Origin of the sequence: Vibrio sp. 10N.286.52.C3, assembly GCF_041468865.1 — a bacterium.
Taxonomy (GTDB): Bacteria; Pseudomonadota; Gammaproteobacteria; order Enterobacterales; family Vibrionaceae; genus Vibrio; species Vibrio crassostreae_C.
The window spans coordinates 1-21,772 of record NZ_JBFRJM010000002.1; the positions used below are offsets into that span (position 1 = coordinate 1).

The 21,772-nt window shown below is 45.5% G+C and carries 19 protein-coding genes and 1 pseudogene; 8 read left to right on the forward strand and 12 right to left on the reverse strand.

Going from position 1 to position 21,772, the window contains the following annotated elements; genetic code table 11:
- Positions 1-75: 75 nt before the first annotated feature.
- Entirely contained in the window at positions 76-1,608 is a 1,533-nt protein-coding gene (locus AB4138_RS00980; protein WP_372181260.1) for a phospholipase D family protein, read from the reverse strand.
- Positions 1,609-2,102: 494 nt separating this feature from the next.
- Between AB4138_RS00980 and AB4138_RS00985 the strand changes: the two genes are divergently transcribed.
- Positions 2,103-2,600, forward strand: a complete 498-nt coding sequence (locus tag AB4138_RS00985; protein ID WP_372181259.1) for a hypothetical protein — start codon at positions 2,103-2,105, stop codon at positions 2,598-2,600.
- Positions 2,601-2,807: 207 nt separating this feature from the next.
- Positions 2,808-3,098 carry a putative quinol monooxygenase gene (locus tag AB4138_RS00990; protein ID WP_104216430.1) on the forward strand — a complete coding sequence of 97 codons (291 nt, stop codon included), beginning with the start codon at positions 2,808-2,810 and terminating at the stop codon, positions 3,096-3,098.
- Between the two features lie 121 nt (positions 3,099-3,219).
- Here the strand turns inward: AB4138_RS00990 and AB4138_RS00995 are convergent, their stop codons facing one another.
- Complete coding sequence (locus AB4138_RS00995; RefSeq protein WP_372181257.1) at positions 3,220-4,101, reverse strand: LysR substrate-binding domain-containing protein; 882 nt, start codon at positions 4,099-4,101, stop codon at positions 3,220-3,222.
- A gap of 281 nt (positions 4,102-4,382) precedes the next feature.
- On the opposite strand from AB4138_RS00995, the gene AB4138_RS01000 reads away from it, so the two are divergent.
- Positions 4,383-5,570, forward strand: a complete 1,188-nt coding sequence (locus AB4138_RS01000) for an MFS transporter (protein WP_017062388.1) — start codon at positions 4,383-4,385, stop codon at positions 5,568-5,570.
- Positions 5,571-5,686: 116 nt separating this feature from the next.
- Here AB4138_RS01000 and AB4138_RS01005 read toward each other — a convergent pair whose 3' ends face one another.
- From AB4138_RS01005 to AB4138_RS01025, 5 genes are all read right to left on the reverse strand, one after another.
- On the reverse strand, positions 5,687-6,247 hold the full coding sequence (locus AB4138_RS01005) for a sugar O-acetyltransferase (protein ID WP_372181255.1): 561 nt from the start codon (positions 6,245-6,247) through the stop codon (positions 5,687-5,689).
- A 202-nt stretch (positions 6,248-6,449) separates the two neighbouring features.
- On the reverse strand, positions 6,450-7,448 hold the full coding sequence (locus AB4138_RS01010; RefSeq protein ID WP_372181254.1) for a LacI family DNA-binding transcriptional regulator: 999 nt from the start codon (positions 7,446-7,448) through the stop codon (positions 6,450-6,452).
- A gap of 99 nt (positions 7,449-7,547) precedes the next feature.
- Positions 7,548-8,987, reverse strand: coding sequence for a 6-phospho-beta-glucosidase (locus AB4138_RS01015; RefSeq protein WP_372304685.1), 1,440 nt, complete (start codon positions 8,985-8,987; stop codon positions 7,548-7,550).
- Positions 8,988-9,156: 169 nt separating this feature from the next.
- Positions 9,157-9,681, reverse strand: a complete 525-nt coding sequence (locus tag AB4138_RS01020; RefSeq protein WP_136973666.1) for a hypothetical protein — start codon at positions 9,679-9,681, stop codon at positions 9,157-9,159.
- A 51-nt stretch (positions 9,682-9,732) separates the two neighbouring features.
- Entirely contained in the window at positions 9,733-10,122 is a 390-nt protein-coding gene (locus tag AB4138_RS01025) for a VOC family protein (RefSeq protein ID WP_017069698.1), read from the reverse strand.
- Between the two features lie 197 nt (positions 10,123-10,319).
- On the opposite strand from AB4138_RS01025, the gene AB4138_RS01030 reads away from it, so the two are divergent.
- On the forward strand, positions 10,320-11,219 hold the full coding sequence (locus AB4138_RS01030; protein ID WP_017059463.1) for a DMT family transporter: 900 nt from the start codon (positions 10,320-10,322) through the stop codon (positions 11,217-11,219).
- Here AB4138_RS01030 and AB4138_RS01035 read toward each other — a convergent pair.
- Entirely contained in the window at positions 11,216-12,118 is a 903-nt protein-coding gene (locus tag AB4138_RS01035) for a LysR family transcriptional regulator (protein ID WP_017059462.1), read from the reverse strand. The genes AB4138_RS01030 and AB4138_RS01035 overlap by 4 nt on opposite strands.
- 188 nt (positions 12,119-12,306) lie before the next feature.
- On the opposite strand from AB4138_RS01035, the gene AB4138_RS01040 reads away from it, so the two are divergent.
- Positions 12,307-14,379, forward strand: coding sequence for an alkyl/aryl-sulfatase (locus AB4138_RS01040; RefSeq protein ID WP_372304687.1), 2,073 nt, complete (start codon positions 12,307-12,309; stop codon positions 14,377-14,379).
- Positions 14,380-14,540: 161 nt separating this feature from the next.
- On the opposite strand, the gene AB4138_RS01045 is transcribed toward AB4138_RS01040, so the two are convergent.
- Together AB4138_RS01045 and AB4138_RS01050 are read right to left on the reverse strand one after the other, a co-directional pair.
- A complete protein-coding gene (locus AB4138_RS01045) occupies positions 14,541-15,455 on the reverse strand; it encodes a LysR family transcriptional regulator (protein ID WP_372304689.1) in 915 nt (304 codons plus the stop codon).
- A gap of 9 nt (positions 15,456-15,464) precedes the next feature.
- Positions 15,465-16,838, reverse strand: a complete 1,374-nt coding sequence (locus AB4138_RS01050; RefSeq protein WP_372304691.1) for an MATE family efflux transporter — start codon at positions 16,836-16,838, stop codon at positions 15,465-15,467.
- 446 nt (positions 16,839-17,284) lie between these two features.
- Between AB4138_RS01050 and AB4138_RS01055 the strand changes: the two are divergent.
- The 3 genes and pseudogenes from AB4138_RS01055 to AB4138_RS01065 form a co-directional block, all read left to right on the forward strand.
- Positions 17,285-17,443, forward strand: a pseudogene (locus tag AB4138_RS01055) (enoyl-CoA hydratase/isomerase family protein); the annotation flags it as partial.
- Between the two features lie 210 nt (positions 17,444-17,653).
- A complete protein-coding gene (locus AB4138_RS01060; protein WP_372304693.1) occupies positions 17,654-18,475 on the forward strand; it encodes an SDR family NAD(P)-dependent oxidoreductase in 822 nt (273 codons plus the stop codon).
- A gap of 217 nt (positions 18,476-18,692) precedes the next feature.
- A complete protein-coding gene (locus AB4138_RS01065) occupies positions 18,693-19,568 on the forward strand; it encodes a radical SAM protein (RefSeq protein ID WP_017067570.1) in 876 nt (291 codons plus the stop codon).
- A gap of 90 nt (positions 19,569-19,658) precedes the next feature.
- Here the strand turns inward: AB4138_RS01065 and AB4138_RS01070 are convergent, their stop codons facing one another.
- Both AB4138_RS01070 and AB4138_RS01075 read right to left on the reverse strand, forming a co-directional pair.
- Positions 19,659-20,276, reverse strand: a complete 618-nt coding sequence (locus AB4138_RS01070; protein ID WP_065583747.1) for a bifunctional 4-hydroxy-2-oxoglutarate aldolase/2-dehydro-3-deoxy-phosphogluconate aldolase — start codon at positions 20,274-20,276, stop codon at positions 19,659-19,661.
- A 31-nt stretch (positions 20,277-20,307) separates the two neighbouring features.
- Positions 20,308-21,738 (reverse strand): 6-phospho-beta-glucosidase, encoded by a 1,431-nt coding sequence (locus tag AB4138_RS01075; RefSeq protein WP_017067568.1) that lies wholly within the window; start codon positions 21,736-21,738, stop codon positions 20,308-20,310.
- Positions 21,739-21,772: the final 34 nt, after the last annotated feature.

The window sequence follows — 21,772 nt, forward strand, 5'->3', positions numbered from 1 at the left end:
ACGCCATGCTCGGCGCACAACAAAAATGTCAGCGTAATATACGCTGACATTTTTATTTATCCGGAGGCGGCTAGCTTACAGATATTTCTCAATCGGTAACAACTGTAGGAAGCCTGACTGCATTCGTTCCCATTGACCAGTGTCAGGTTCGCTGTCCCAACGTTGATCGCCTGAATACCAATACACATCACCGTCTTCCAATTCCAAGCGCCAGCTATTATCTTCACTCATTGCTTGCTCAATAGTGTCTGCTAACGTTTCAGCAATCTCTTTATTTTCGATGATCAAAACCGATTCAGTATTGAGGTAGGTAGAGCGCAAGTTGAAGTTAAATGAGCCGATGCTCGCGATGCTGCGGTCGAATACGACTGATTTAGCGTGCAAGCCATAGGCTGTCTCAGGCGCACATTTAGACACGTCTTGAGTCGATGCTTCACACAACTTAGATTCTGGTTTTAGCTCAAACAGATCGATGCCATGCTCCAACATATCGTAACGTCTGCCCGCATAAGCAGAATGATTAGTCACCAGATCATTAGAGGCCATAGAGTTAGTTAGCGCTTTTATCTCAACGCCCTTATTGTTCAACACTTGCCACTCTTCAAGCTGACCATCATCGAATACAAGGTAAGCCGATTCCAATAAGATCTCTTGTTTCGATTCACTCGCTAACTTACCTAGAAGAATCGCGGTCGCTTTCGGTTCATCGGTATTGTCTGAATCATCAGGAACAGGCTGATCGTAAACAAAACGCGCATTCACCCATGCCATCTCACCAATCACCTCTTTCAGCAAACTATCAGCAGCCTTACGATCTAGTGGCAATTCCGGGTAATTTTGATAATGCGGAACGACAATATTATCTATCTTCGAGAGATCAGGTTGCTCGTCATCACCCAGCATATCGACAGGGTAAGACCAACGGCTGTTCCAGTATTCAACAAAACTGGTTTGGATGGTGTTAACTACCGAGCCCATGACTAATACATCGCGGTCTCGGAAATTGATTTCATCAGAAAGGTCGAAGTATTCATCACCAATATTACGTCCACCCACCACAGACAAAGTACCATCGACGGTAAACGACTTATTGTGCATACGGCGATTTAAACGAGAAAAGTCGCCGACAAAGCTCAGCCATTTACTGAAACCGCGGCGTGTTGGTGTTGGATTGAAGATACGAATCTCGACGTTCGGGTGTGCACCCAGTGCCGACAGCAACCCTTCACGTTCGTTGAGGTTGATATCATCCAGCATTACGCGAACCTTCACACCGCGCTCGGCCGCTGCTAATAAACGGCTAGCGAGATAGCTGCCCGATTCGTCAGAGTTCCAGATGTAATATTGAATGTCGATGGTGTGCTCGGCACTTTCGACCAGCGCTAATCGCTGTGCCAAGGCATCCCAACCAGACTCTTGCAGACGAACCGCAGTGGTGCCTTGCTCTAAAGCTTCAGGCTGAAATTCATTGGTTAGAACCGATAAAGAACTAGGTGCAGGAGAGGTTGGCGGTTCTGTTGGATGATCGATACCTTCAGGAAGTGAAGAACACCCACCTAAAACGGCGATTAAGATTAACGTTAAACTGATGCGTTGGAGCACAGGCATGTATCTGACTTCCTTTTCACGATGGCGTCTTTAGAAACTTTCCGTACAGCTTTTCAATGAACAAGCTATTCCGATCTATTCATTGATTATTACTGCTAAATCCTGAAATTTATAGGTAATTATCCAGTATAAATTTGAAGATCAGTAAATTGACCTACAAATCACCTAAGTTGAGTGAGTGTCAGGCAATATAAACTTAGCGGGTTTTCTACCATTTCGATGGTGAGTCTGTTCGGTCTGGGTGATGCTTCACCATTGTTTGGAGATCTAGTTTCACCGCTTGATTTCACACTAACAGGCGTGTCGACTTACTTATATGAGATCGTGCAAACGCATTACTTACGTAAGCGCTAAAGCTGTTGTTCATCTAAGGGACATGTAAGGATCAACACCGAAAACATTGTTCACACTACATAACCTTTATCGTCCCTACACAAGCCTTCCCTATAGTAGTACCCTTTATTGTCTCTCATTCTTGATGGTAACTGGATATTATGAAGCTTTTGGTCGATCGCACTGGTGAACAGTTTTTAGATATTCTGCAAGAATCGGGAGATACATTGACGGTTCAATTCATTACCAATGAAGGCAATCGAAAGGGTAAGCCGTTCCAAGATCACTTGAGTGGATTGTTCCTCACAGGTTGGAAGCCGCGCACTACTTCAACCGCCATCGGATTAGAGCGCTTTAAGCAAGGCAAACTTGAAGATCCCAAAGTGAGTTTCGCATTGCACCAACTCTATCCACTGGGTCGAGACGTAAAGTTACCTTCTGGTGATATCGCAACTATCGCGAGTTACGCCAATACCCATGCCGATGGCTACTATATGTTTGTGCGCCTCAACGATGAGTTAACCCGACTCAAGATTACACCCGATTGGGAACTGCAACCTTCCGCTCAAAGATTGGCTCTGCCTTATTACCCAGCCCCAAGAACTAAAGAAGAGCTCGACAACATTGACGATTTTGATGCATGGGCGGGCGGCTTCTAAACACTCCTAACCTACGCCGAGTAGCACATAATACCCAAGCTATTATCAATTATCTTTTGACAATAATTCAAATGTAGCACTGTTTATCGTTTCAAATATTCCCACTATTATTTATCCATCGACACAGACTGCAGCTCAATGAACAAAGAGTGGCACTGTAAACACAGACAAATCACCATTTCGGTGAAAAATAATATAGGTACCAACATGACTCAACTAACTATCGTCGCAAACATCGTCGCTAACGAAGGCAAAATTGAATTGGTTAAAGCAGAGCTGCTAAAGCTGATTGATATTACTCGCGCTGAAGAAGGCTGCATCAACTACGACCTTCACCAAGACAATGAAAACCCAGCACATTTCACTTTCTACGAAAACTGGACGTCGCGTGAACTTTGGCAAACACACATGGGTAATACCCACCTTGCTGAATACATGGCAGCAACCGAAGGTAGTGTTACGTCATTTACACTTAACGAGATGACTAAGATCGCTTAAGTACAGTTTCAGTAGTCTGTTACTAGAAAGCACACTGACAAGCTATCGAGTTCGATTTGAAAGCCCCGCTGCACGTCAGCGGGGCTTTTTTCATTTATGCGGATATCGTCAACTGCCTTAGTTAGAGCTTCAAACGGGGCTGAATAAAATCAATAAACGCCGAGATACGTTTAGAGACCGATGACGACTTGTAGTAAACCGCATTCACTCGCTCTCGGTCTGTGTTGGCAAGTTTGTCTTGTTCCAGAATAGGGATTAGGCGACCCGCAGCCATATCTTCCTGCACCATAAACCCCGATAAACAAGCAATCCCATTTCCAGCTAAGACTAGTTGACGCACGGTTTCACCATTACTGGCTGTCACAGTAGGCGCGACATCACTTTGGTTTGGTAAAGGCCAATGGTTAAGCACTTTGTTACCCGCAAACCCCACAATTTGATGCGAACTCAAATCTTCAGGTTTGGTGGGCACCCCACGCTTAGCGAGATAATCAGGTGACGCAACAATATGGAGTAAACTTTTTCCTAACGGGCGAGCGTGCAGTGTTGAATCGGACAACTTACCGATTCGAATCGCAACATCAGTTCTCTTTTCGAGAAGATCAACGAAGCCTTCGTTGGAAGTGAGTTCCAACTCAATGTCTGGGTAAGCCTCTTTGAATGACTGCACCAACGGCACTAGTTGGTGAAATACGAATGGACTGGCGGCATCGACTCTTAAACGACCTTTTGGCAACTCTCCGCGCGACACGATTTCTTCTTCCGCGCTCTGAATCATCTGTAATCCCACCCTGACTGAATCGACAAACTGCCGTCCTTCCTCCGTCAATTCCACGCGTCTCGTTGTTCGGTTGAATATTGAGACGCCGAGTTGCGACTCAACCTTACTCACCGAACGAGACACCTTGGCGACCTGCACATCCAGCGCCTCTGCCGCCGCAGAAAAACCACCAGCATCGACAACGGTGAGTACCATTTCTAAATCATCTGAACGGGTTAACATAAGGCTCCTTCGCTATCTTCATTTTGTTTAATGTCATCTCGCTTGTGCTCATCACAGCTCAAATCATCTGTGTCTTTTCGATCTCATCAGCTTAATCCAATGATCGGTTAACCCTCCAATTATTGCAAATAACACAAAGGTTATTTGTTAATAGCGCCATTTATCACAAATATATATTGCTAGATAATCCTCGCCACCAAACGAAGCGCTCCTATTGCAGTAACAAGCTGCCCCATTTTATCGCGCTCGGTATTTAACAAAGAACAGTAAGAGAGATGATTATGCCACTAGCATTACTTGCATTGACGCTCAGCGCCTTTGCCATCGGAACCACAGAATTTGTCATCGTAGGCTTGATTCCTACCATGGCGAGCGACTTGAATGTATCTCTGCCATCGGCAGGCCTATTAGTCAGTTTATACGCGCTTGGCGTTGCTATTGGCGCACCAGTATTAACGGCATTAACCGGCAAATGGAATCGTAAAGCGGTGCTGCTAACCGTGATGGCATTGTTTGTCATTGGTAACTTATTGGCGTGGCAAGCTCCGGGTTATAACACGCTGATCGCCGCACGAATTTTGACTGGCCTTGCCCATGGCGTGTTCTTCTCGATTGGATCGACCATCGCGACAGGTTTGGTTTCAAAAGATAAAGCAGCCAGTGCCATTGCGATCATGTTTACAGGTTTAACGGTTGCATTGGTAACCGGCGTACCACTGGGCACTTATATCGGGCAAACCTTTGGCTGGCAAGCGACCTTCTTGATCGTGGCTCTGCTTGGTCTTATTGCTCTTATCGGTAGCGCTATCTTGGTTCCAAGCAACCTTAAGCAACCACCAGCGGCGAAGATTTCGGCACAACTAAAGGTTCTAACTCAACCACGCTTACTGTTGGTTTACGCTATCACAGCACTAGGTTATGGCGGCACATTCACAGCGTTTACCTTCCTTGCTCCAATACTGGAAAACGTATCAGGGTTTGATTCGAGCTCAATCAGCTTAATCATGTTGGTTTACGGTGTGTCAGTAGCGGTAGGTAACATCTGGGGCGGCAAAATGGCCGACAAGATGGGCCCGATTAAAGCACTGACCGTTATCTTCTCTGGTTTAGCCGCGGTACTGGTGGTATTCAACTTTACCGCTGTAAACCCTTACGCAGCCGTTGCGACTATTTTGGTTTGGGGTGCATTTGCATTCGGGAACGTTCCGGGGCTACAAGTGTATGTTGTGAAACTGGCTGAGAAATACACACCTGACGCCGTCGATGTCGCTTCTGGGTTGAACATTGCAGCCTTCAACGTCGGTATTGCATTGGGATCTTGGGGTGGTGGTTTGATTGTCGCGAAATCTGGATTAATGAACACCCCTTGGGTAGGTGCTGTGATCGTTTTGATCGCTCTTGTTCTGACTCGATTCAGTGGTGCGTTAGATAAGAAGCAAGCACAACAAGCTGTTCCATCTAGCATCTAGCATCTAGCATCTAGCATCTAGCATCTAGCATCTAGCATCTAGCATCTAGCATCTAGCAAGAATAGAAAAAACAAAGCCCGAACCTAGGTTCGGGCTTTATCAATTCAATCTGATTATTACTCGTTATCGATCGCTTTCAGCACTTTATATGGATTACCGACTGCAACCACATTGGCTGGGATGTCTTTGGTTACGACACTGCCCGCGCCAATCACGCTGTTTTCGCCAATGGTGACACCGGGGCAGATAATTACACCACCGCCAAGCCAAACATTGTTGCCAACATTAATCGGTGTGCCAAACTCAACGCCTTCTTCTACACGGCCTTTCACATCGAGTGGGTGACCTGCAGTCAGGATTTGAACGTTCGGACCAAGCAGCACATTGTCGCCAATAGTCACTTCAGCCACATCCAAAATCACGCAGTTAAAGTTAGCGTAGAAGTTCTTGCCTAGCTTGATGTTCGAGCCGTAGTCACAACGAAATGGAGGTTCTAAATGCGCATTTTCACAGCCCGGAATCAGCTCTTGCGTTGCTGCTTCCCATTCGGGTGTGTCAGGAATACTGTTATTGAGTTTTTGAAGCACCTTGCGACATTCGATACGAGCTGCATAAAGCTCTTTATCCCAAGCCTGATAAGGTTCACCTGCTAGCATTTTTTGTTTTTCTGTTTTCACGTTACTTACCTGTTCTCACATCAATTAGCTATTTTCATATTACTTATCTAGCTTCACATTACTTAACTAATGGTGGTCAATTCATCGACCAAAAACGCAATATCGCACATCTAAATAACAGTGAATAAGGAGTGTTTGAGCTTGGTTTAAGAGATGCGCAGCTCGTCACTTTTTGTAGGTAAAATATGAAATTCGAACAGTGCTAATTTAGCTTCGCTATCGAATCACGTAACACCAAACTACCAGTGGTATTGATGGTGGTCGCTTGCTCTGTTTCACCGACAATTTGCAGGATCGCCTTTTGCGTCATTTGCTCTAATGGCACACTCACAGACGTTAAGCTTGGCGTTAAAAACGCCCCCACTTTGCTGTTATCAAAGCCGACGATCGAAACATCTTGAGGCAATGAGTACCCAAGTTCGGTTAACGCCTTAATCGCACCAATCGCCATATCATCGTTTTCAGACAAGATAGCAGTGAATGTGGTTCTGCTTTTTGCCAAAGCCTGAGCCGCGTGATAACCGCTCTCCATCGTCCAATCACCTTGAACAACGTTGGACTCATCCAATGCAACACCATGTTTAGTTAACACATCTTGATAGGCTTGGTAACGCAGCTCATCGGTCGAAGAACCGGCTTTACCACGAATCACTGCAATGTCTGTATGGCCTTGCTCGATGATGTGTTCAACCATCAAACAAGCACTCTGATAATGGTCGGTGGTAATAGCATGATTGGGCTTCGACGGCATTTCACGGTTGAGTACCAGAATCGGAGTGTCGGTGCTGTCGATGATCTTTGCAATCTCACATTCGGTTAAGCATTGCGGATAGAGGATGATGCCCGCGCACTTCATATCCAGCAGGAAGTTGATCGCCTTTATTTCGTCTTCAGCGCTGTGTTTGCCATCGGTGATCACCAGTTGGTGATTCGACTTTTCGCTATAAGAAGCCGCGTGATACATCAAGGAAGAGAAGTAAGGGCCATCGAACAACTCATTGGTAATTACAAAGCCGATGAAATTGGTCTTCTTGGTCGCCAATTGCTGAGCCAACAAGTTCGGTCGATAACCTGTTTCTTGAATCGCATCAAATACCTTTTTCACCACATCTGGGCGCACGATGTTCTTGCCATTTAAGACACGAGAAACGGTCGATTTAGATACGCCTGCGCGGTTTGCGACATCAAGCATGGTTACCATTCGCTTCTTTTCCTTTATAAAAAATTAGCCGACATAGGCCGACTAATTCATTGCAAAATGACAGCTCACAGTTCACATAACTGCGCTGGGGAATGCATTCTAAATAGTGGCACCGTTAGATGCAATCACACCTTTATACCACTCGAAAGACTTCTTGCGCTTGCGTTCTAGTGAGCCAGATTGATCGTTGTGCTTATCTACGTAAATGAATCCGTAGCGTTTTTTCATCTCGCCCGTGGTGAACGAAACTAAGTCGATACAGCCCCAAGGGGTGTAACCCATCAAATCAACACCATCAATCGCAACGGCTTTTTTCATCTCTTTGATGTGGTCGCCAAGGTAAGCGATACGGTAGTCGTCATTAATGCTGCCATCTTCTTCAATGGTATCAACAGCGCCAAAACCGTTCTCAACGATGAACAATGGCATTTCATAACGTTCATACAGAGACGCTAAACAGAAACGCAAACCGGTTGGGTCAATTGGCCAGCCCCAATCGCTAGACTGGATAAACGGGTTATCGACCGAGTTTTCATGACCGCCGTCCATCGCTTCTTCAGTCGATTGGTGAGAAGAAGAATCCAAGGTATTAGACATGTAGTAGCTAAAGCCTAAGTAATCAGCCTTGCCTTCTTTTAGGATCTGCTCATCTTCGGGCTGCATCTCAATATTGAAGCCTTTGATTGCCCAGTCATGCTTAGCGTAATTTGGGTAATGACCACGCACCATTACATCCGAGAAGAAATAACGGTCACGCATCGCTTGCTGTGCCACCATGATGTCTTCTGGCTTTGAAGAACGAGGATAGAAAGGCACCATCGCACACATTGCGCCAATTTGAAGATTTGGATTGATCTCGTGACCTTTCTTAACCACCAAAGCACTTGCAACAAACTGGTGGTGAACCGCTTGATACATGGCTTCTTGCGGCTTTTCACATTGCGGGAACTTCACGCCAGAGCATAACCAACCGAAAATATCTGCCGAGGTGTTCATCTGGTTGTTGATCTCGTTAAACGTCATCCAGTATTTCACTTTGTGTTGGTATCGTTCCATCACTGCAGTTGAATACTTAACGAAGAAGTCGATCACTTTGCGGTTCATCCAGCCGCCATATTCCTTAGCTAGATGGTAAGGCATTTCAAAGTGGCTCAGTGTTACCACAGGCTGAATGTCGTATTTCAACAGCTCGTCAAACAGATCATCGTAAAACGCTAATCCCGCTTCACACGGTTCAGCTTCATCGCCATTTGGGAAGATACGCGTCCACGCGATACTGGTACGGAAACACTTAAAGCCCATCTCAGCGAATAACTTAATGTCTTCTTTGTAGCGATGGTAGAAATCCACTGCGACTTGGTTAGGATAGTTTTCGCCATCAATCACGCCATCGGTGATTCGACGTTGTACACCATGAGCGCCCGCTGTTAATACATCAACAACACTGACACCTTTACCATTCGCATCCCAGCCGCCTTCTAGTTGATGCGCTGCTACTGCACCGCCCCATAAAAAATCGTTCGAAAATTCGTTGTTCATACCATTACTCACTACAAGTTATTCGTGAAAAAGATCAGAATTTGAGCTGCAATTACAACTCTGAAATCGATTTCAATAAAAGCAAAGATACAGATTGAAACCGGTTTCAGCAACAGTTAAAAGATCTTTTTTGATCGATCTAAAGACTAATCAACAGTCAGCATTACGATCAATGCTGCTCAAAATACTGATCATGCTGAGATTTGCCGGATAGGTCTTGAGTTCCCGGGTAGAACTGGACGAGTGTCTGATCGGCTAAAGTGAGGTGAATCCAACCCTCTTTGACTTTCAGCCAATTGGTACCGTTGGTCTCATAGACGGCAGGAAACTTGCCCCAGCCAGACTCTGATACCTGCAGCTCTTGAAATAGGTTAATCGGGGCTAGCTTATTGCTGTCGAAGTTTGCGTCGGCATAGACAGATAAAGGCTCGATGGCATCGTTTGGCTTAAACGTATAACAGCTCACAGAGGCTGAAGTGCGATCAAACCACTGGTAAGGTTGTGCACCGATTAAATCGTAGACCGTGCAATCATTGAATTGAATCGCCCACTCTTGGTGAGCTTTAAAACCGAGGTAACCTATGGGTTGTGATGGTTCAGGCTTTGAGTCCGCCTCCTGCTCATACACCGGTTCTGAGGTAGCACATCCCATAAGCCCAAGACTAAAAAGGAAAGTCACAGCAAGCTTCATCATTGTCATACCTCAGTTCCGTTAGTAGATGAGTAACTCAATTAAGTCTCTACATTAAACGGTAAGTTCCAAGCGATTACCATCTGGATCGAGTATACAGCTCTCATAATAGCCATCGCCTGTTTTTCTTGGGCCATCTAAGCGCTCATAGCCGTCTTCGACCAAGCGTTGAGTGAGTGCATCGACCGCTTGTTCCGACCCGAGTGAAATCGCCATATGAACAAAGCCTGTAAACTGATCATAGATGTCATCTTTCGATTCAGGCACCGAGTCCATTTCCATGATCTCTAGTCGGCTTCCAGTCTCAAACGAGAGGAAGTATGAAGAAAACCCTTTAGTTGGGTTGTGATATTTTGAGTTCAATGTCGCGCCGAAATAATCTTCATAAAATCGCTTCAGTACTTCGAGTTGTTTGGTCCAAATTGCGATGTGTTCAATCTTCATTTTGTTTGCCTAAGTTTGATGTCTAACGCTAGATTACTCATCAAATAAGGAACAATAAACAGAACGAAATTCATCGAAATTGTTCCTGATTAACGGGCTCGATTTTATGTCCATAACTGCACAGTATTGGCATCTATGTTTGTGTAATAGTTATCTTTCCTCCATAGTCAGGTTTTACACAATCTGAGATTCAAACTGTGAGCTTTTTAAAACTGATACTACTTGCGGCTATATGGGGAGGCTCGTTTCTTTTCATGAGAATGGCCGCCAATCCATTAGGGCCCGCAGTCTTAATTGAAGCGCGAGTTCTGTTTGCAGCACTTACTCTGCTTTTAGTTTCTTTCTATTTAAAAAAGAAGCTCTCTTTTCATGATCACGCAAAACACTTCTTCATTCTCGGCCTGTTTAACACCACACTTCCTTTTTTGCTTTTCGCTTATGCCGCGCAGACACTTAACGCCTCGACACTCGCCATCTTGAACTCTACCGCGCCAATATGGGCGGCAATCATTGGTGCAATATGGACCAAAACAGCACTCGAGGCGAAAGTTCTATTGGGACTTGGGATTGGGGTAACAGGAGTTGGCGTGTTAGTCGGTTGGGATGCGATGAACATTGGCCGTGAGGCTATGCTTCCTATCTTTGCAGCAGTGATGGCGGCCTTTAGCTACGGAATAGCGTCAAACTATACCAAACAAGCCCCTAAAGTTGAGGCATTCAACAATGCTCATGGCAGCATGTGGGCTGCGGTATTGCTGGTTTTGCCGTTTGTATTCTTTATTCCGATGAGAGAAACACCCGACGTTACGATCACTACATCGGTTGTCTTATTAGGCGCGGTATGTACTGGGTTAGCGTATCTACTTTACTTCAATCTCGTCTCTGAACTCGGCGCACCTTCAGCCCTGTCCGTGACCTTCATCATTCCGGTATTTGGTATTCTATGGGGTAACTTATTCTTAGATGAAGCAATTGGCATCAATACGATTGTTGGTTCAATTCTGGTTATCACCGGCACCATGTTGGTGACAGGAATGACGCCTTCTAAGATGATAGAGAGCGCCAAACAGAAACGAGCAGCAAGAGCGGCTCGTTAATCAGCCATATATTGCTGAATCTTGTTTCTCAGCCACTGATGAGCAGGGTTCAAATCGGTTCTTTTATGCCAAATCATGTATTGCTGCATCGGTAAGATTTCAAACGGCTGATCAAGGACTTGAAGCTGGAAGGATTCGGAAAATTGATTGGCAAAATCACGCGATGTACTGCCGACACAATCTGAGCCCGATACCAGCACACACATGGTCATCAGCGAGTCACACTCGGCACTCACTTTTCTCTGTTTCAGTGGCGACTTGGTAAAATAATCTGCCGTGTATAAACGGGTTCGACGCATTCTAAAAGTAACATGCTTTTCGTTGTAATATTGCTCTTGCGTCACAGAGCCATTGATTCTCGGATGCCCCTTTCGAGCTATCAGCACCAACTCATCTTCAATCATCGGCTGCTTCATGTAGCCGTTAACTTGCGGGTAATGGATATCAATCGCTAAATCAGCTTGTTGCATGCTCAAGCCTTGCAATAATTCTTCTTCGTTGTTCGGCACCATATTGAATTCAATCGAGATATTGCCCAACGTCTCATCTTGCTCGACGAGAGGTTGAAGCTTGGTTAATCCAATCTCATTCACCAGGATACGAAACACATGATGCTGCTGATTATCAAATGTCTTTAAAGTGCTTACTGCGCTGCTTATCCCTTCTAGAGCAGGCTCTACTCGGTCTGCCAATTGCACCGCAGCGTTAGTCGGAATAATCCCACGCCCTTCACGAATAAACAGGTCGGTATCAAGCTGAGATTGCAATCGCTTCAATGCCCCGCTAACCCCAGGCTGAGTCATACCAAGCGATTCTGATGCAAGCGTGATCGACTTTAATCGATACACTTCTAAGAACACGCTCAATAGATTTAAATCCAACTTTTCCACGTCGCTCACCGTTACTCTCCCTGTCAATGTGGTCTTAATCAATCATAGGTCAGGATTCGCCTTCGTTCCCCAACCATTGCATGACTCAATACATAGCCAATCGTGATGTATTAAATAAAGCTTACTTTATTTTTTGCTATATGTCTTATTCCTATAATCGCCTCAACGAAACAAAATTCTGAAATGAAGAGGCTCTTATGACAACTTCTCGCACGTTCAAAAATGCATCACTGTTCCTAGCTATCTCGCTCGCATTCCCTGCAGTTGCAGCTAACCATGACCACGCACACTTCAGCGAAATTGGCGACCAAGGTGGCAAAAGCGCAACCGAGATGACGACTAAGGCAAACCAAGAGTTCGCAAAAACACTGAACTTTGCCGACACTCGCGCTTTCGACAATAACAACAAAGGTCTGATTGCTAGCTTTGATCAAGAGACAGGCGACATCATTCGTAATAGCTTTAACTTCATCGATCCAAGTGTGACGAATGCAGACCAAGCACCAGATTCAGTAAACCCTTCACTGTGGCGCCAAGCGGTATTGAACCAAGCGGCGGAAGGTTTATATGAAGTTGTTCCGGGTAAAGTTTACCAAGTTCGAGGTGCAGATTTAGCGTCTATCTCTTTCATTCGTAGTGACAACGGTTGGATCGCCTACGACGTTCTTCTTACCAAAGAATCAGCCGCCAAATCACTCGAATTCTTCAAGAACAATGTGCCTGACGGCGGTGAACTGCCCGTCGTTGCTATGATTTACTCTCACTCGCACGCTGATCACTTTGGTGGCGCAAGAGCAATCAAAGACGCGTATCCAGATGTAAAAGTGTACGGTTCGAAAAACATCACTAAAGAAATCGTCGACGAAAACGTATTGGCGGGTAATGCAATGTCTCGTCGTACCGCTTATCAGTATGGTGCAACCCTGAACCGACACGAGCACGGTATTGTTGATGCTGCACTGTCGAAAGGCCTATCAACCGGTAGCATTACTTACGTACTGCCAGACTACGAGCTGAACCATAACGAAGAGATTGAAACTCTGGTTATTGACGGCCTAGAAATGCAATTCATGGATGCTTCAGGTACCGAAGCGGCCTCTGAAATGGTGACGTATATTCCAAGCATGAAAGCACTTTGGACTGGCGAACTGACTTACCAAGGCATGCATAACCTGTACACGCTGCGTGGCGCTAAAGTACGTGATGGCTTGAAATGGTCTAAGAAGATCAACGAGATGTTAGTCACTTGGGGTGAAGATACTGAGGTGCTGTTTGCGTCTCACTCATCGCCAATCTGGGGCGAACAAGAGATCTCTGATTACCTAAAAATGCAGCGTGACGCTTACGGTTTTACTCATAACCAAACGCTTCGCTTAGCCAATAACGGTGTGGTTCTACAAGACATCGGGGACGAGATTTACAAGGTCATGCCAGACAGCATTCAACAGTCTTGGCACACTAACGGTTACCACGGTACTTACTCTCACAACGCCCGCGCGGTGTACAACATGTATCTTGGTTACTTCGACATGAACCCAGCTAACCTAAATCCACTACCAATCAAGCCAGAGTCAGTGAAGTTTGTTGAATACATGGGCGGCAGCGACGCTGTGATTGAAAAAGCGCAGCAAGACTTCCAAGAAGGTGAATATCGCTTCGTTGCAACAGCACTGAATAAGGTGATTCAAGCAGAACCAGAGAACAAAGTTGCACGTGGCTTATTGGCAGATACGTACGAGCAATTGGGTTATCAATCAGAAGGGGCAGGCTGGAGAAACATCTACCTAACCGGCGCTCAAGAGCTTCGTATTGGCACACAACCGGGCGCACCGAAAACAGCATCACCGGATGTGTTAGCGAACATGACCATTGAAAACCTACTCGACTACTTAGCCGTAAAAGTGGATTCGCTAAAAGCACAAGAAACACCATTTACGTTGAATATTCAGCTACCAGACGTGCAAGAGTTCTACTACGTTGAAATGTCTAACGGTAACCTGAACAATATTCAAGTGAGCGAGCTACAAGACGCCGATACGACACTGATCATCAATAAATCTGACGTGTCTGACATCGTGCTTAAGAAAGCAAGCCTAGGAAAACTGTTAGAAGACGGACAAGCAGGCGTGAAAGGTGATAAGACATCACTTAACAAACTGCTGTCTTCACTGACAGAAGCTGACACCTCTTTTGAGATTGTACCGCGTCCAAACAAAGGCGAAGAAGTTGATGCAGAGCTATACCAAGATTCAGCGGTACACGCTCATTAAACGCCAGATACACTAAATAAAAACAACAGCAGTTAGCTAGAAAAACGTTCTATAAAGAACATAAAAACAAGCCCCTACCTTTTGGTCGGGGCTTTCTTATTTGTTATCAATGAGTGCTTCTTGAACGCTACTGCGTTTGCTCTCTTACTAAGGCTGATACATTACTCAGCTTGACCGTTTACTTCGCAATCCCAATAAGAAGGTGAACCATAATATTGCACAAAGTAGTCGATAAACACGCGAACCTTAGGTGCAAGCAGCTGTGCACTCGGGTATACCGCCCAGATAGCCGCCTCATCTTTTAAAGGGTAATCAGGCAATACCTCAACCAGCGAACCCTCCGCGAGCTGCTTATAAGCAATCCATGACGCGCACATCGCAATGCCTAAACCATCAACACACACATCCCTTACCGCTTCACCATGATCGACGCGGATAGCACCTTTCTTCTTGATGGTGACATCGCCTTCTGGTGTATCGAACGTCCAACCTTCTAAGCCGGTTTGATTGATACATTGATGTTGCTTGAGGTCTTCTGGTGTTTTCGGATAGCCATGAACTGCCAGATATTCTGGCGACGCACACAGAATACGTTTATCTGTAGAGAACTTACGAGCGATCAGACTTGAGTTTTGTAGCTCCGCATTACGGATCGCCACATCGAAACCGCCATCGACCAGATCGACAATTGAGTCACTGAGTGAAATGTCCACCGACAGATCTGGATACTTAGCCAAAAAGCCTTTTAGCGCTGGCATAACATGCATGCGACCAAACGATGACGGCGCAGATATTCGCAACACCCCTTTTGGTAATTCATTACCGGTTCCGACAGAGGCAACGCCCGCTTCGACACTCAAAAGGATTTGCTTGGCGTGAGGAAGAAATGCCATGCCTTCTTCGGTCAGGGAAACCTTTCTAGTTGTACGATGCACAAGACGAGCGCCTAGACTCTCTTCGAGCTTTCCGATATGAATACTGGCTACCGGAGGTGACAACCCAAGCTCTTGTCCTGCTTGACTTATATTGTGCGTAGACGCGAGTCGCACAAACAATTTTAGATGTTCAATATTCATCAATAATGGCTAGCCTGCGCTGAGTACACGCTGCTTATTGGCCGCAGCGGCACGGGGAATAATGTGAGTTTTAATATAGGCATTAAGCTTAAACCATGCAAAAGCGCCCGCTAAAACATTGGCGACGGTCGCAGCAATAACCGCATTGATCATGTCTCCGGTTATAGAGCCGAGCCATAACGCCGGAATGTAGAAAACAAACAAGCGTAAGAAAGAGACATTCAAAGCTTTACGAGGCACACCCAAGGCATTAAAGACCGAAGCAACCAACATGCACAGCCCTAGTGGGCCATAGCTGAATGGTATAAATAACAAGGTCACTTCAAACCAGCTGCGTATGCTTTGTTCTTCCGAGATAACAGGAATAATCCAGCCACTAAACAGCGCCAATAATGCTGCCATCACGGTGTGGAAAACCAATAAGAACTTCGCTGTTGTATTCAATAGCTCGGGGATTTTGCATCGCTGCTGCGCCCCTAGGTAACGACCAATCATAGGCGGGATAGACATCGTCAGAGCAAGAGAAAACACCAGCATAAAACTTTCAACACGGGCGAGTAAGCTCCAAAAAGCCATCTCATCGGTTCCGATTCTCGCAATCAAAAGCATTGAGAAGAATGCGCTGACCGCAGGTAATATCTGATTCGCAGTGGTTGGCATTACCGTCTTGAATAACTCAAAACTGTAGCCTTTGATTCGGTTACTGCACGCGCCATTAAAGCCAAACCAACCTTTGCCGCGAGACTTAATTAACATGTAGATTGCGCCGAAAGCGTAGCCAATGCTCGATGCGATCGCCGCCCCTGCGATGCCCATATCCAATCCAAAGATCAGAATAGGGTCGAGAATTAGGTTAATCACGCTGGCAGCCAAGAACATGCTGCCGGTTGTTTTGGTATCGCCATTGGCACGATAAACGCAGGTGGCCAGATAAAGCACCGCCACCATCAATGCACTGAACAACCACAGTGGCCAGTACACATTAAAAATAGACAGCATGGATTGATATTGAGCGTCAGAGACATCATTCACAAAAGACGCAAAAACAGAATCGCTAAAAACAATCAGCCCTATGCAGATCAGAGCAATCACCAAGACACCCAACCCGACCGACAACGTCGCAATTGAAGTAGATTTACGTTGCTCTTTTGCCCCTACCGCTTGAGAAATAATGGACGTTGCCGCCACACCGATGCCCACTTGAACACCGGTAAACGCCGCCTGAAATGGCAAGGTGATACCGTGAACCGCCAACTCATTAACCCCTAGCTGACCGATAAAGATCGAATCGACCAATTGCACCATCATGATCGCAAACACACCCAGCGTCAGTGGCAGCGTTTTCTCAATAATGGTTTTCAAAGTCGCGGATCTCATCTGCATAAGTCGGTTCACTCTTGTCTGTACCTTGGGGCTAATTACCTAGTTGAGCAGTATACGAAGCTAAATGAAAAGGATAAGAGCGCCAGACAAGGAATGAGTTTTTAGATTTCGTTGACAATCGAATTAGCAAGATACCTTCAACGTTAAAATATCCATCTAAGACACTGAATAAATTGAAATTATAAAACCCGCCAAAACTCTTAATAATTCGTTAATAGTGTTTCGTTTAATGGTTAATTGTTGGTTCGAACATTCCTCGCTAGCCTGAATTTAGGTCGCATTCACACTGAATAGGCTGAAATGAAATCTCTCAGAAGGAATATGGAAATGGCATATCAAGGTTATACAACGTTTAAAGCTCAAGCCGAGGATGGAATTCTTACCGTCACTTTTGACTTCGGTACTGTGAATGTTCAAGGGCAAGAGACTTTGATGCTGACGAAGCCGAAGCACTCAAAGCGGAAGCTTATTGGTTGTATCAAGCTACGAGCAAAAACCCTGCGGTTAAGCGCTTCCAAATTGCCGATGAGCAAGGCCTAGAGCACGATATGGAAAACCAACGTAACTGGGAAACTCTGGTTATGAACGTTCAAGACATCAAATAACTCGGTCACTTCTCTTAATTTGGGTCAGTCACAAACTGACCCATTGTCTTACTTAATCGTTAAACGCCAACGGTTAACCACCAAGTGTTAAAATGGTCATTATTTGCCCCATAGACTCACATTTGAGTCTTCAGCTTGTGAGCCAAATGCAACTATGTGTCATTAATCTTTGTTATAACGTTGTTCAAACTATTTTTTGAAGGACGGAATATGCAAAAAATAATTCTGATCACAGGGGCCACGGATGGCATTGGTTTAGAGACCGCAAAAGCACTAACGCAGCAAGGGCACCATGTTCTGATTCATGGCCGCAACCCAGTTAAGGTCAATAAAGTCGTGACCGCTTTGTCTCGCCTGTCTAAGAATGCAATCATCGAAAGCTACATCGCAGACCTATCGACGCTCTCTGAAGTTGAGGCGCTCGCAACCCAAATCAAAAGCGATCACAAACGACTCGATATACTCATTAACAACGCAGGTGTGTATAAGGTGTCGGACATCACCACTCCAGACAATCTTGATGTGCGTTTTGTCGTAAACACCATTGCGCCGTATCTACTGACACAAAAGCTGCTTCCTCTTTTTGATGCGACAGGTCGTATCGTCAATCTATCTTCAGCAGCCCAAGCCCCCGTCGATTTAGAGGCATTAATCAGCCCGAATGCGGGTGAACTTGATGGTCCGGTTTACGCGCAAAGTAAGCTGGCGCTAACGATGTGGTCCATCGAATTAGCCAATACTCTTTTAGACAAAGGCACCGCAATTATCCCTGTAAACCCAGCTTCTTTCCTTGGTAGTAAATTAGTGAAAGATGCTTATGGCGTTGATGGTAACGACCTAGCGATTGGAGCCGACATTCTTTGTCGTGCTGCGCTCAGTGATGAGTTTGCCAACGCTTCTGGTCAATATTTTGATAATGATTCTGGGTTGTTCAAAGACCCGCACGCCGACGCATTAGACAACACAAAGAACCACAAGCTGGTGACAGTGCTTGATCAATTACTCGAAGAAAAGCTGTGCGTTACGCACTGATCATTCATTAGTAAAAAACGACCACTAACACTCCCCCCCACCACCACACACACAATCCAAGCCGCAGTTCTATCTATACAGACAAAGAACTGCGCGCTCTTTCGATTATTAAGATTTCTTTAATACTGATTCCCCGCTTTGCCCAATTATCACCCAAGATGCAGATTGCTAAACTTGCCCCCGTCGAAACAACACAGGCTACGGCCGAGGAGCATTTATGCGTTTTGAAGGTAAAGTTTATCGTCCTTGGATGGAAGCAGAGAGCGTACTCATCCAGACAACATTGGGGTGCAGTAATAACCAGTGTACCTTCTGCACGATGTTTGATGATAAGCGTTTCAAAGTAAGAGACATCAAAGACATCTTTGAAGATATTGATGCGGCGAGAAAAATCTACCCGCATGTTGAATCTATCTTTTTGGTCGATGGTAATGTGATGGCGATTAGAACCGAGATGCTGATTTCGATTCTGGATTACATCAAGATCACCTTCCCAGAGATCAAGAACATCTCTCTGTATTCAGGGTTCAATGACTTCCGTCGTAAGAGCTTGTCTGAATTAAAAGAGATTAAGTCGGCAGGTTTAAGCATGGCCTATTCCGGCTTGGAGTCCGGTGACCCAATTTTGCTTGAACGCATTCAAAAGCGCATGACGCGTGAGCATGCGATTGAAGGAATGAACCTAGCCCGTGAAGCAGACATCAAGGTACTGGCTTCTTTCATCTTTGGCCTTGGCGGCAAAGAGCGTTCTATAGAGCATGCGATTAATACCACCAGCTTGTTGAACATCATGCAGCCAGATGCGATTGCACCGATGGCTTTAGCCGTTCAACCGGGATCGGTATTGGAAAAAGAAGTAAACCGTGGCGAGTTTGTTTTACCAACGCCATTGCAGATTCTGGAAGAAGAAAAATACTTGCTCGAAAACCTAGAAGATTTCGATTGCTACTACTGGGGTGACCACGGCAATAACATCTCACCAATGCGTGGCATGTTGCCTCAGGCTCGTAAGCCGTTTCTTGATAAGATAAATCAAGACATCGCGCATAACCCAATCACTAAGCAAAATGTCATTAAAACCTTTGCTTGGTAACGAGTAACCTCTACATCGTTTGAAGCAGCCACAAAAAGGGCCAGTGTCAGCTGGCCCTTTCATTTTCTAGCTATGTATCTCTCTATCGAACTATCTGGAGCCGACCGCTCGGACTAATTCTGCGATTCCATCCCAATCACCCTTGTCCATTTTGTCTGTCGGTACCATCCAAGTTCCACCGCAGGCAACGACTGATTTCAGTGCTAAGTAAGACTCAACGTTCGCTGGGCTTACACCGCCTGTAGGCATAAAGTTAACCGGGTAAACAGCCGTCAACGCTTTCAACATTGCGACACCGCCAGATGGCTCGGCAGGGAAGAACTTTAGTGTCTTAAGCCCCATTTCCATTGCTTGTTCAACCAAGCTTGGGTTACTCACTCCAGGAACAATCGTAACCCCTCTTTGCTGACAGTATTTGACTGTGGTTGGATTCAAACCTGGGCTGACAATGAAATCAACACCCGCATTAATGGCAGTATCCACCTGCTCTGTAGTCAGCACAGTACCTGCGCCAATCAGTAACTCAGGGTAAGCTTCACGCATCAAACGAATCGACTCTGCTGCCGCTTCTGTACGAAATGTCACTTCAGCACAAGGCAAGCCATTTTCAACCAGTACTTTCGCAAGCGGCACAGCCTGAGCAACGTCATTAATGGCGATCACCGGAACGATGCGAATATCTCTGAGTCGCTGTTCAATTGTTTTCATTGTTCATTTCTCTCATTATCAAACAGACAAATTAAGCCAAGTCGCTGCCGTTGCTTGCGATCACTTTTTTGTACCAGTGGAATGACTTTTTAGGAATACGATTTAACGTACCATTGCCTAGGTTGTCTCTGTCCACGTAGATAAACCCATAGCGCTTGCTCATCTCTCCGGTCGACGCCGCAACAAGATCGATACAACCCCAAGGTGTGTAACCCATCAATGGTACACCGTCTTCCATTGCTTCATGCATCGCAACAATGTGCTGACGAAGGTAATCAATGCGGTAATCATCGTTCACTTCTCCATTGTCATCCAAGGTATCACGAGCACCTAAGCCATTTTCTACCAAGAAAAGTGGTTTCTGGTAACGGTCATAGAGTGTGTTCATCGTAATTCGAAGACCTGTAGGGTCAATGACCCAGCCCCAATCACTTGCTGGAAGATGAGGGTTTTTGATGGACTTAACGACGTTCGCTGCACTCGTATTTCCTGCATTCATATCAGCGGAAGCACAGCGTGAAGCGTAATAACTGAAAGAAATGAAATCGACGGTGTTCTTTAGAATCTCGAAATCTTCATCTTGTGTTTCAAGCACCACACCTTTGTTATCAAACACTTTTTGAGCATAAGATGGGTAGTAACCACGCGATTGAACATCAATAAAGAACAGGTTCTCGCGGTCTTTTTCCATAGCCATCAGCACATCTTCTGGCTTACATGAATATGGATAGAAGTTACCGCCCGCCAGCATACAACCCACTTGGTTTTGCTCATCAACTTCATGGGCAATCTTGGTTACCAAAGCGCTTGCTACTAGCTCATGGTGAGCTGCTTGGTACTTCACTTGATCGTGATTTTCGCCTTCCTGAAACAACAATCCAGCACCAGAAAACGGGCTCGCTAGTAAAATATTGATTTCGTTGAAAGTTAACCAGTATTTCACCAAGCCTTTGTAGTTTTCGAAACAGGTTCTCGCGTAACGGCTAAAGAACTCAATCATCTTACGATTACGCCACGAACCATACTCGTTGACCAAGTGCATAGGCACATCGAAATGGCACAAGGTAACGAGCGGCTCAATACCGTATTTCTTACACTCTTCAAAAACATCACGGTAAAAATCTAAGCCAGCTTGGTTCGGCTCAAGCTCGTCACCTTTTGGAAAGATTCGGCTCCAAGCGATGGATACGCGGAAGACTTTAAATCCCATCTCTGCCAGCAAGGCGATGTCTTCTTTGTAACGGTGATAAAAGTCTATCGCGTTATGGCTTGGGTAGAACTCGTCTTCGCTGAGCGTCACCTTATCAACCTGACCAAGCTTAATTGGCATGCGGTTCTCACCATAAGGGATCATATCTACGGTTGTTAGGCCTTTACCACCCGCTAAGTGAGCGCCTTCAGACTGGTTTGCAGCAATAGCGCCGCCCCATAAGAAATCTTCGGGAAATTGAATGTTTGACATCGAATACCTCGGAAACAATAAAAGTCACCTTACG

Coding starts and splice junctions, on each gene's coding strand:
- AB4138_RS01025 (WP_017069698.1), bottom strand. CDS start 10,122: ATGAAGATTGAACACATCGCAATTTGGACCAAACAACTCGAAGTACTG.
- AB4138_RS01070 (WP_065583747.1), bottom strand. CDS start 20,276: ATGAAAACAATTGAACAGCGACTCAGAGATATTCGCATCGTTCCGGTG.
- AB4138_RS01060 (WP_372304693.1), top strand. CDS start 17,654: ATGCAAAAAATAATTCTGATCACAGGGGCCACGGATGGCATTGGTTTA.
- AB4138_RS00985 (WP_372181259.1), top strand. CDS start 2,103: ATGAAGCTTTTGGTCGATCGCACTGGTGAACAGTTTTTAGATATTCTG.
- AB4138_RS01045 (WP_372304689.1), bottom strand. CDS start 15,455: ATGAATATTGAACATCTAAAATTGTTTGTGCGACTCGCGTCTACGCAC.
- AB4138_RS01000 (WP_017062388.1), top strand. CDS start 4,383: ATGCCACTAGCATTACTTGCATTGACGCTCAGCGCCTTTGCCATCGGA.
- AB4138_RS01040 (WP_372304687.1), top strand. CDS start 12,307: ATGACAACTTCTCGCACGTTCAAAAATGCATCACTGTTCCTAGCTATC.
- AB4138_RS01065 (WP_017067570.1), top strand. CDS start 18,693: ATGCGTTTTGAAGGTAAAGTTTATCGTCCTTGGATGGAAGCAGAGAGC.
- AB4138_RS01010 (WP_372181254.1), bottom strand. CDS start 7,448: ATGGTAACCATGCTTGATGTCGCAAACCGCGCAGGCGTATCTAAATCG.
- AB4138_RS01050 (WP_372304691.1), bottom strand. CDS start 16,838: ATGCAGATGAGATCCGCGACTTTGAAAACCATTATTGAGAAAACGCTG.
- AB4138_RS00995 (WP_372181257.1), bottom strand. CDS start 4,101: ATGTTAACCCGTTCAGATGATTTAGAAATGGTACTCACCGTTGTCGAT.
- AB4138_RS00990 (WP_104216430.1), top strand. CDS start 2,808: ATGACTCAACTAACTATCGTCGCAAACATCGTCGCTAACGAAGGCAAA.
- AB4138_RS01015 (WP_372304685.1), bottom strand. CDS start 8,987: ATGAACAACGAATTTTCGAACGATTTTTTATGGGGCGGTGCAGTAGCA.
- AB4138_RS01075 (WP_017067568.1), bottom strand. CDS start 21,738: ATGTCAAACATTCAATTTCCCGAAGATTTCTTATGGGGCGGCGCTATT.
- AB4138_RS00980 (WP_372181260.1), bottom strand. CDS start 1,608: ATGCCTGTGCTCCAACGCATCAGTTTAACGTTAATCTTAATCGCCGTT.
- AB4138_RS01020 (WP_136973666.1), bottom strand. CDS start 9,681: ATGATGAAGCTTGCTGTGACTTTCCTTTTTAGTCTTGGGCTTATGGGA.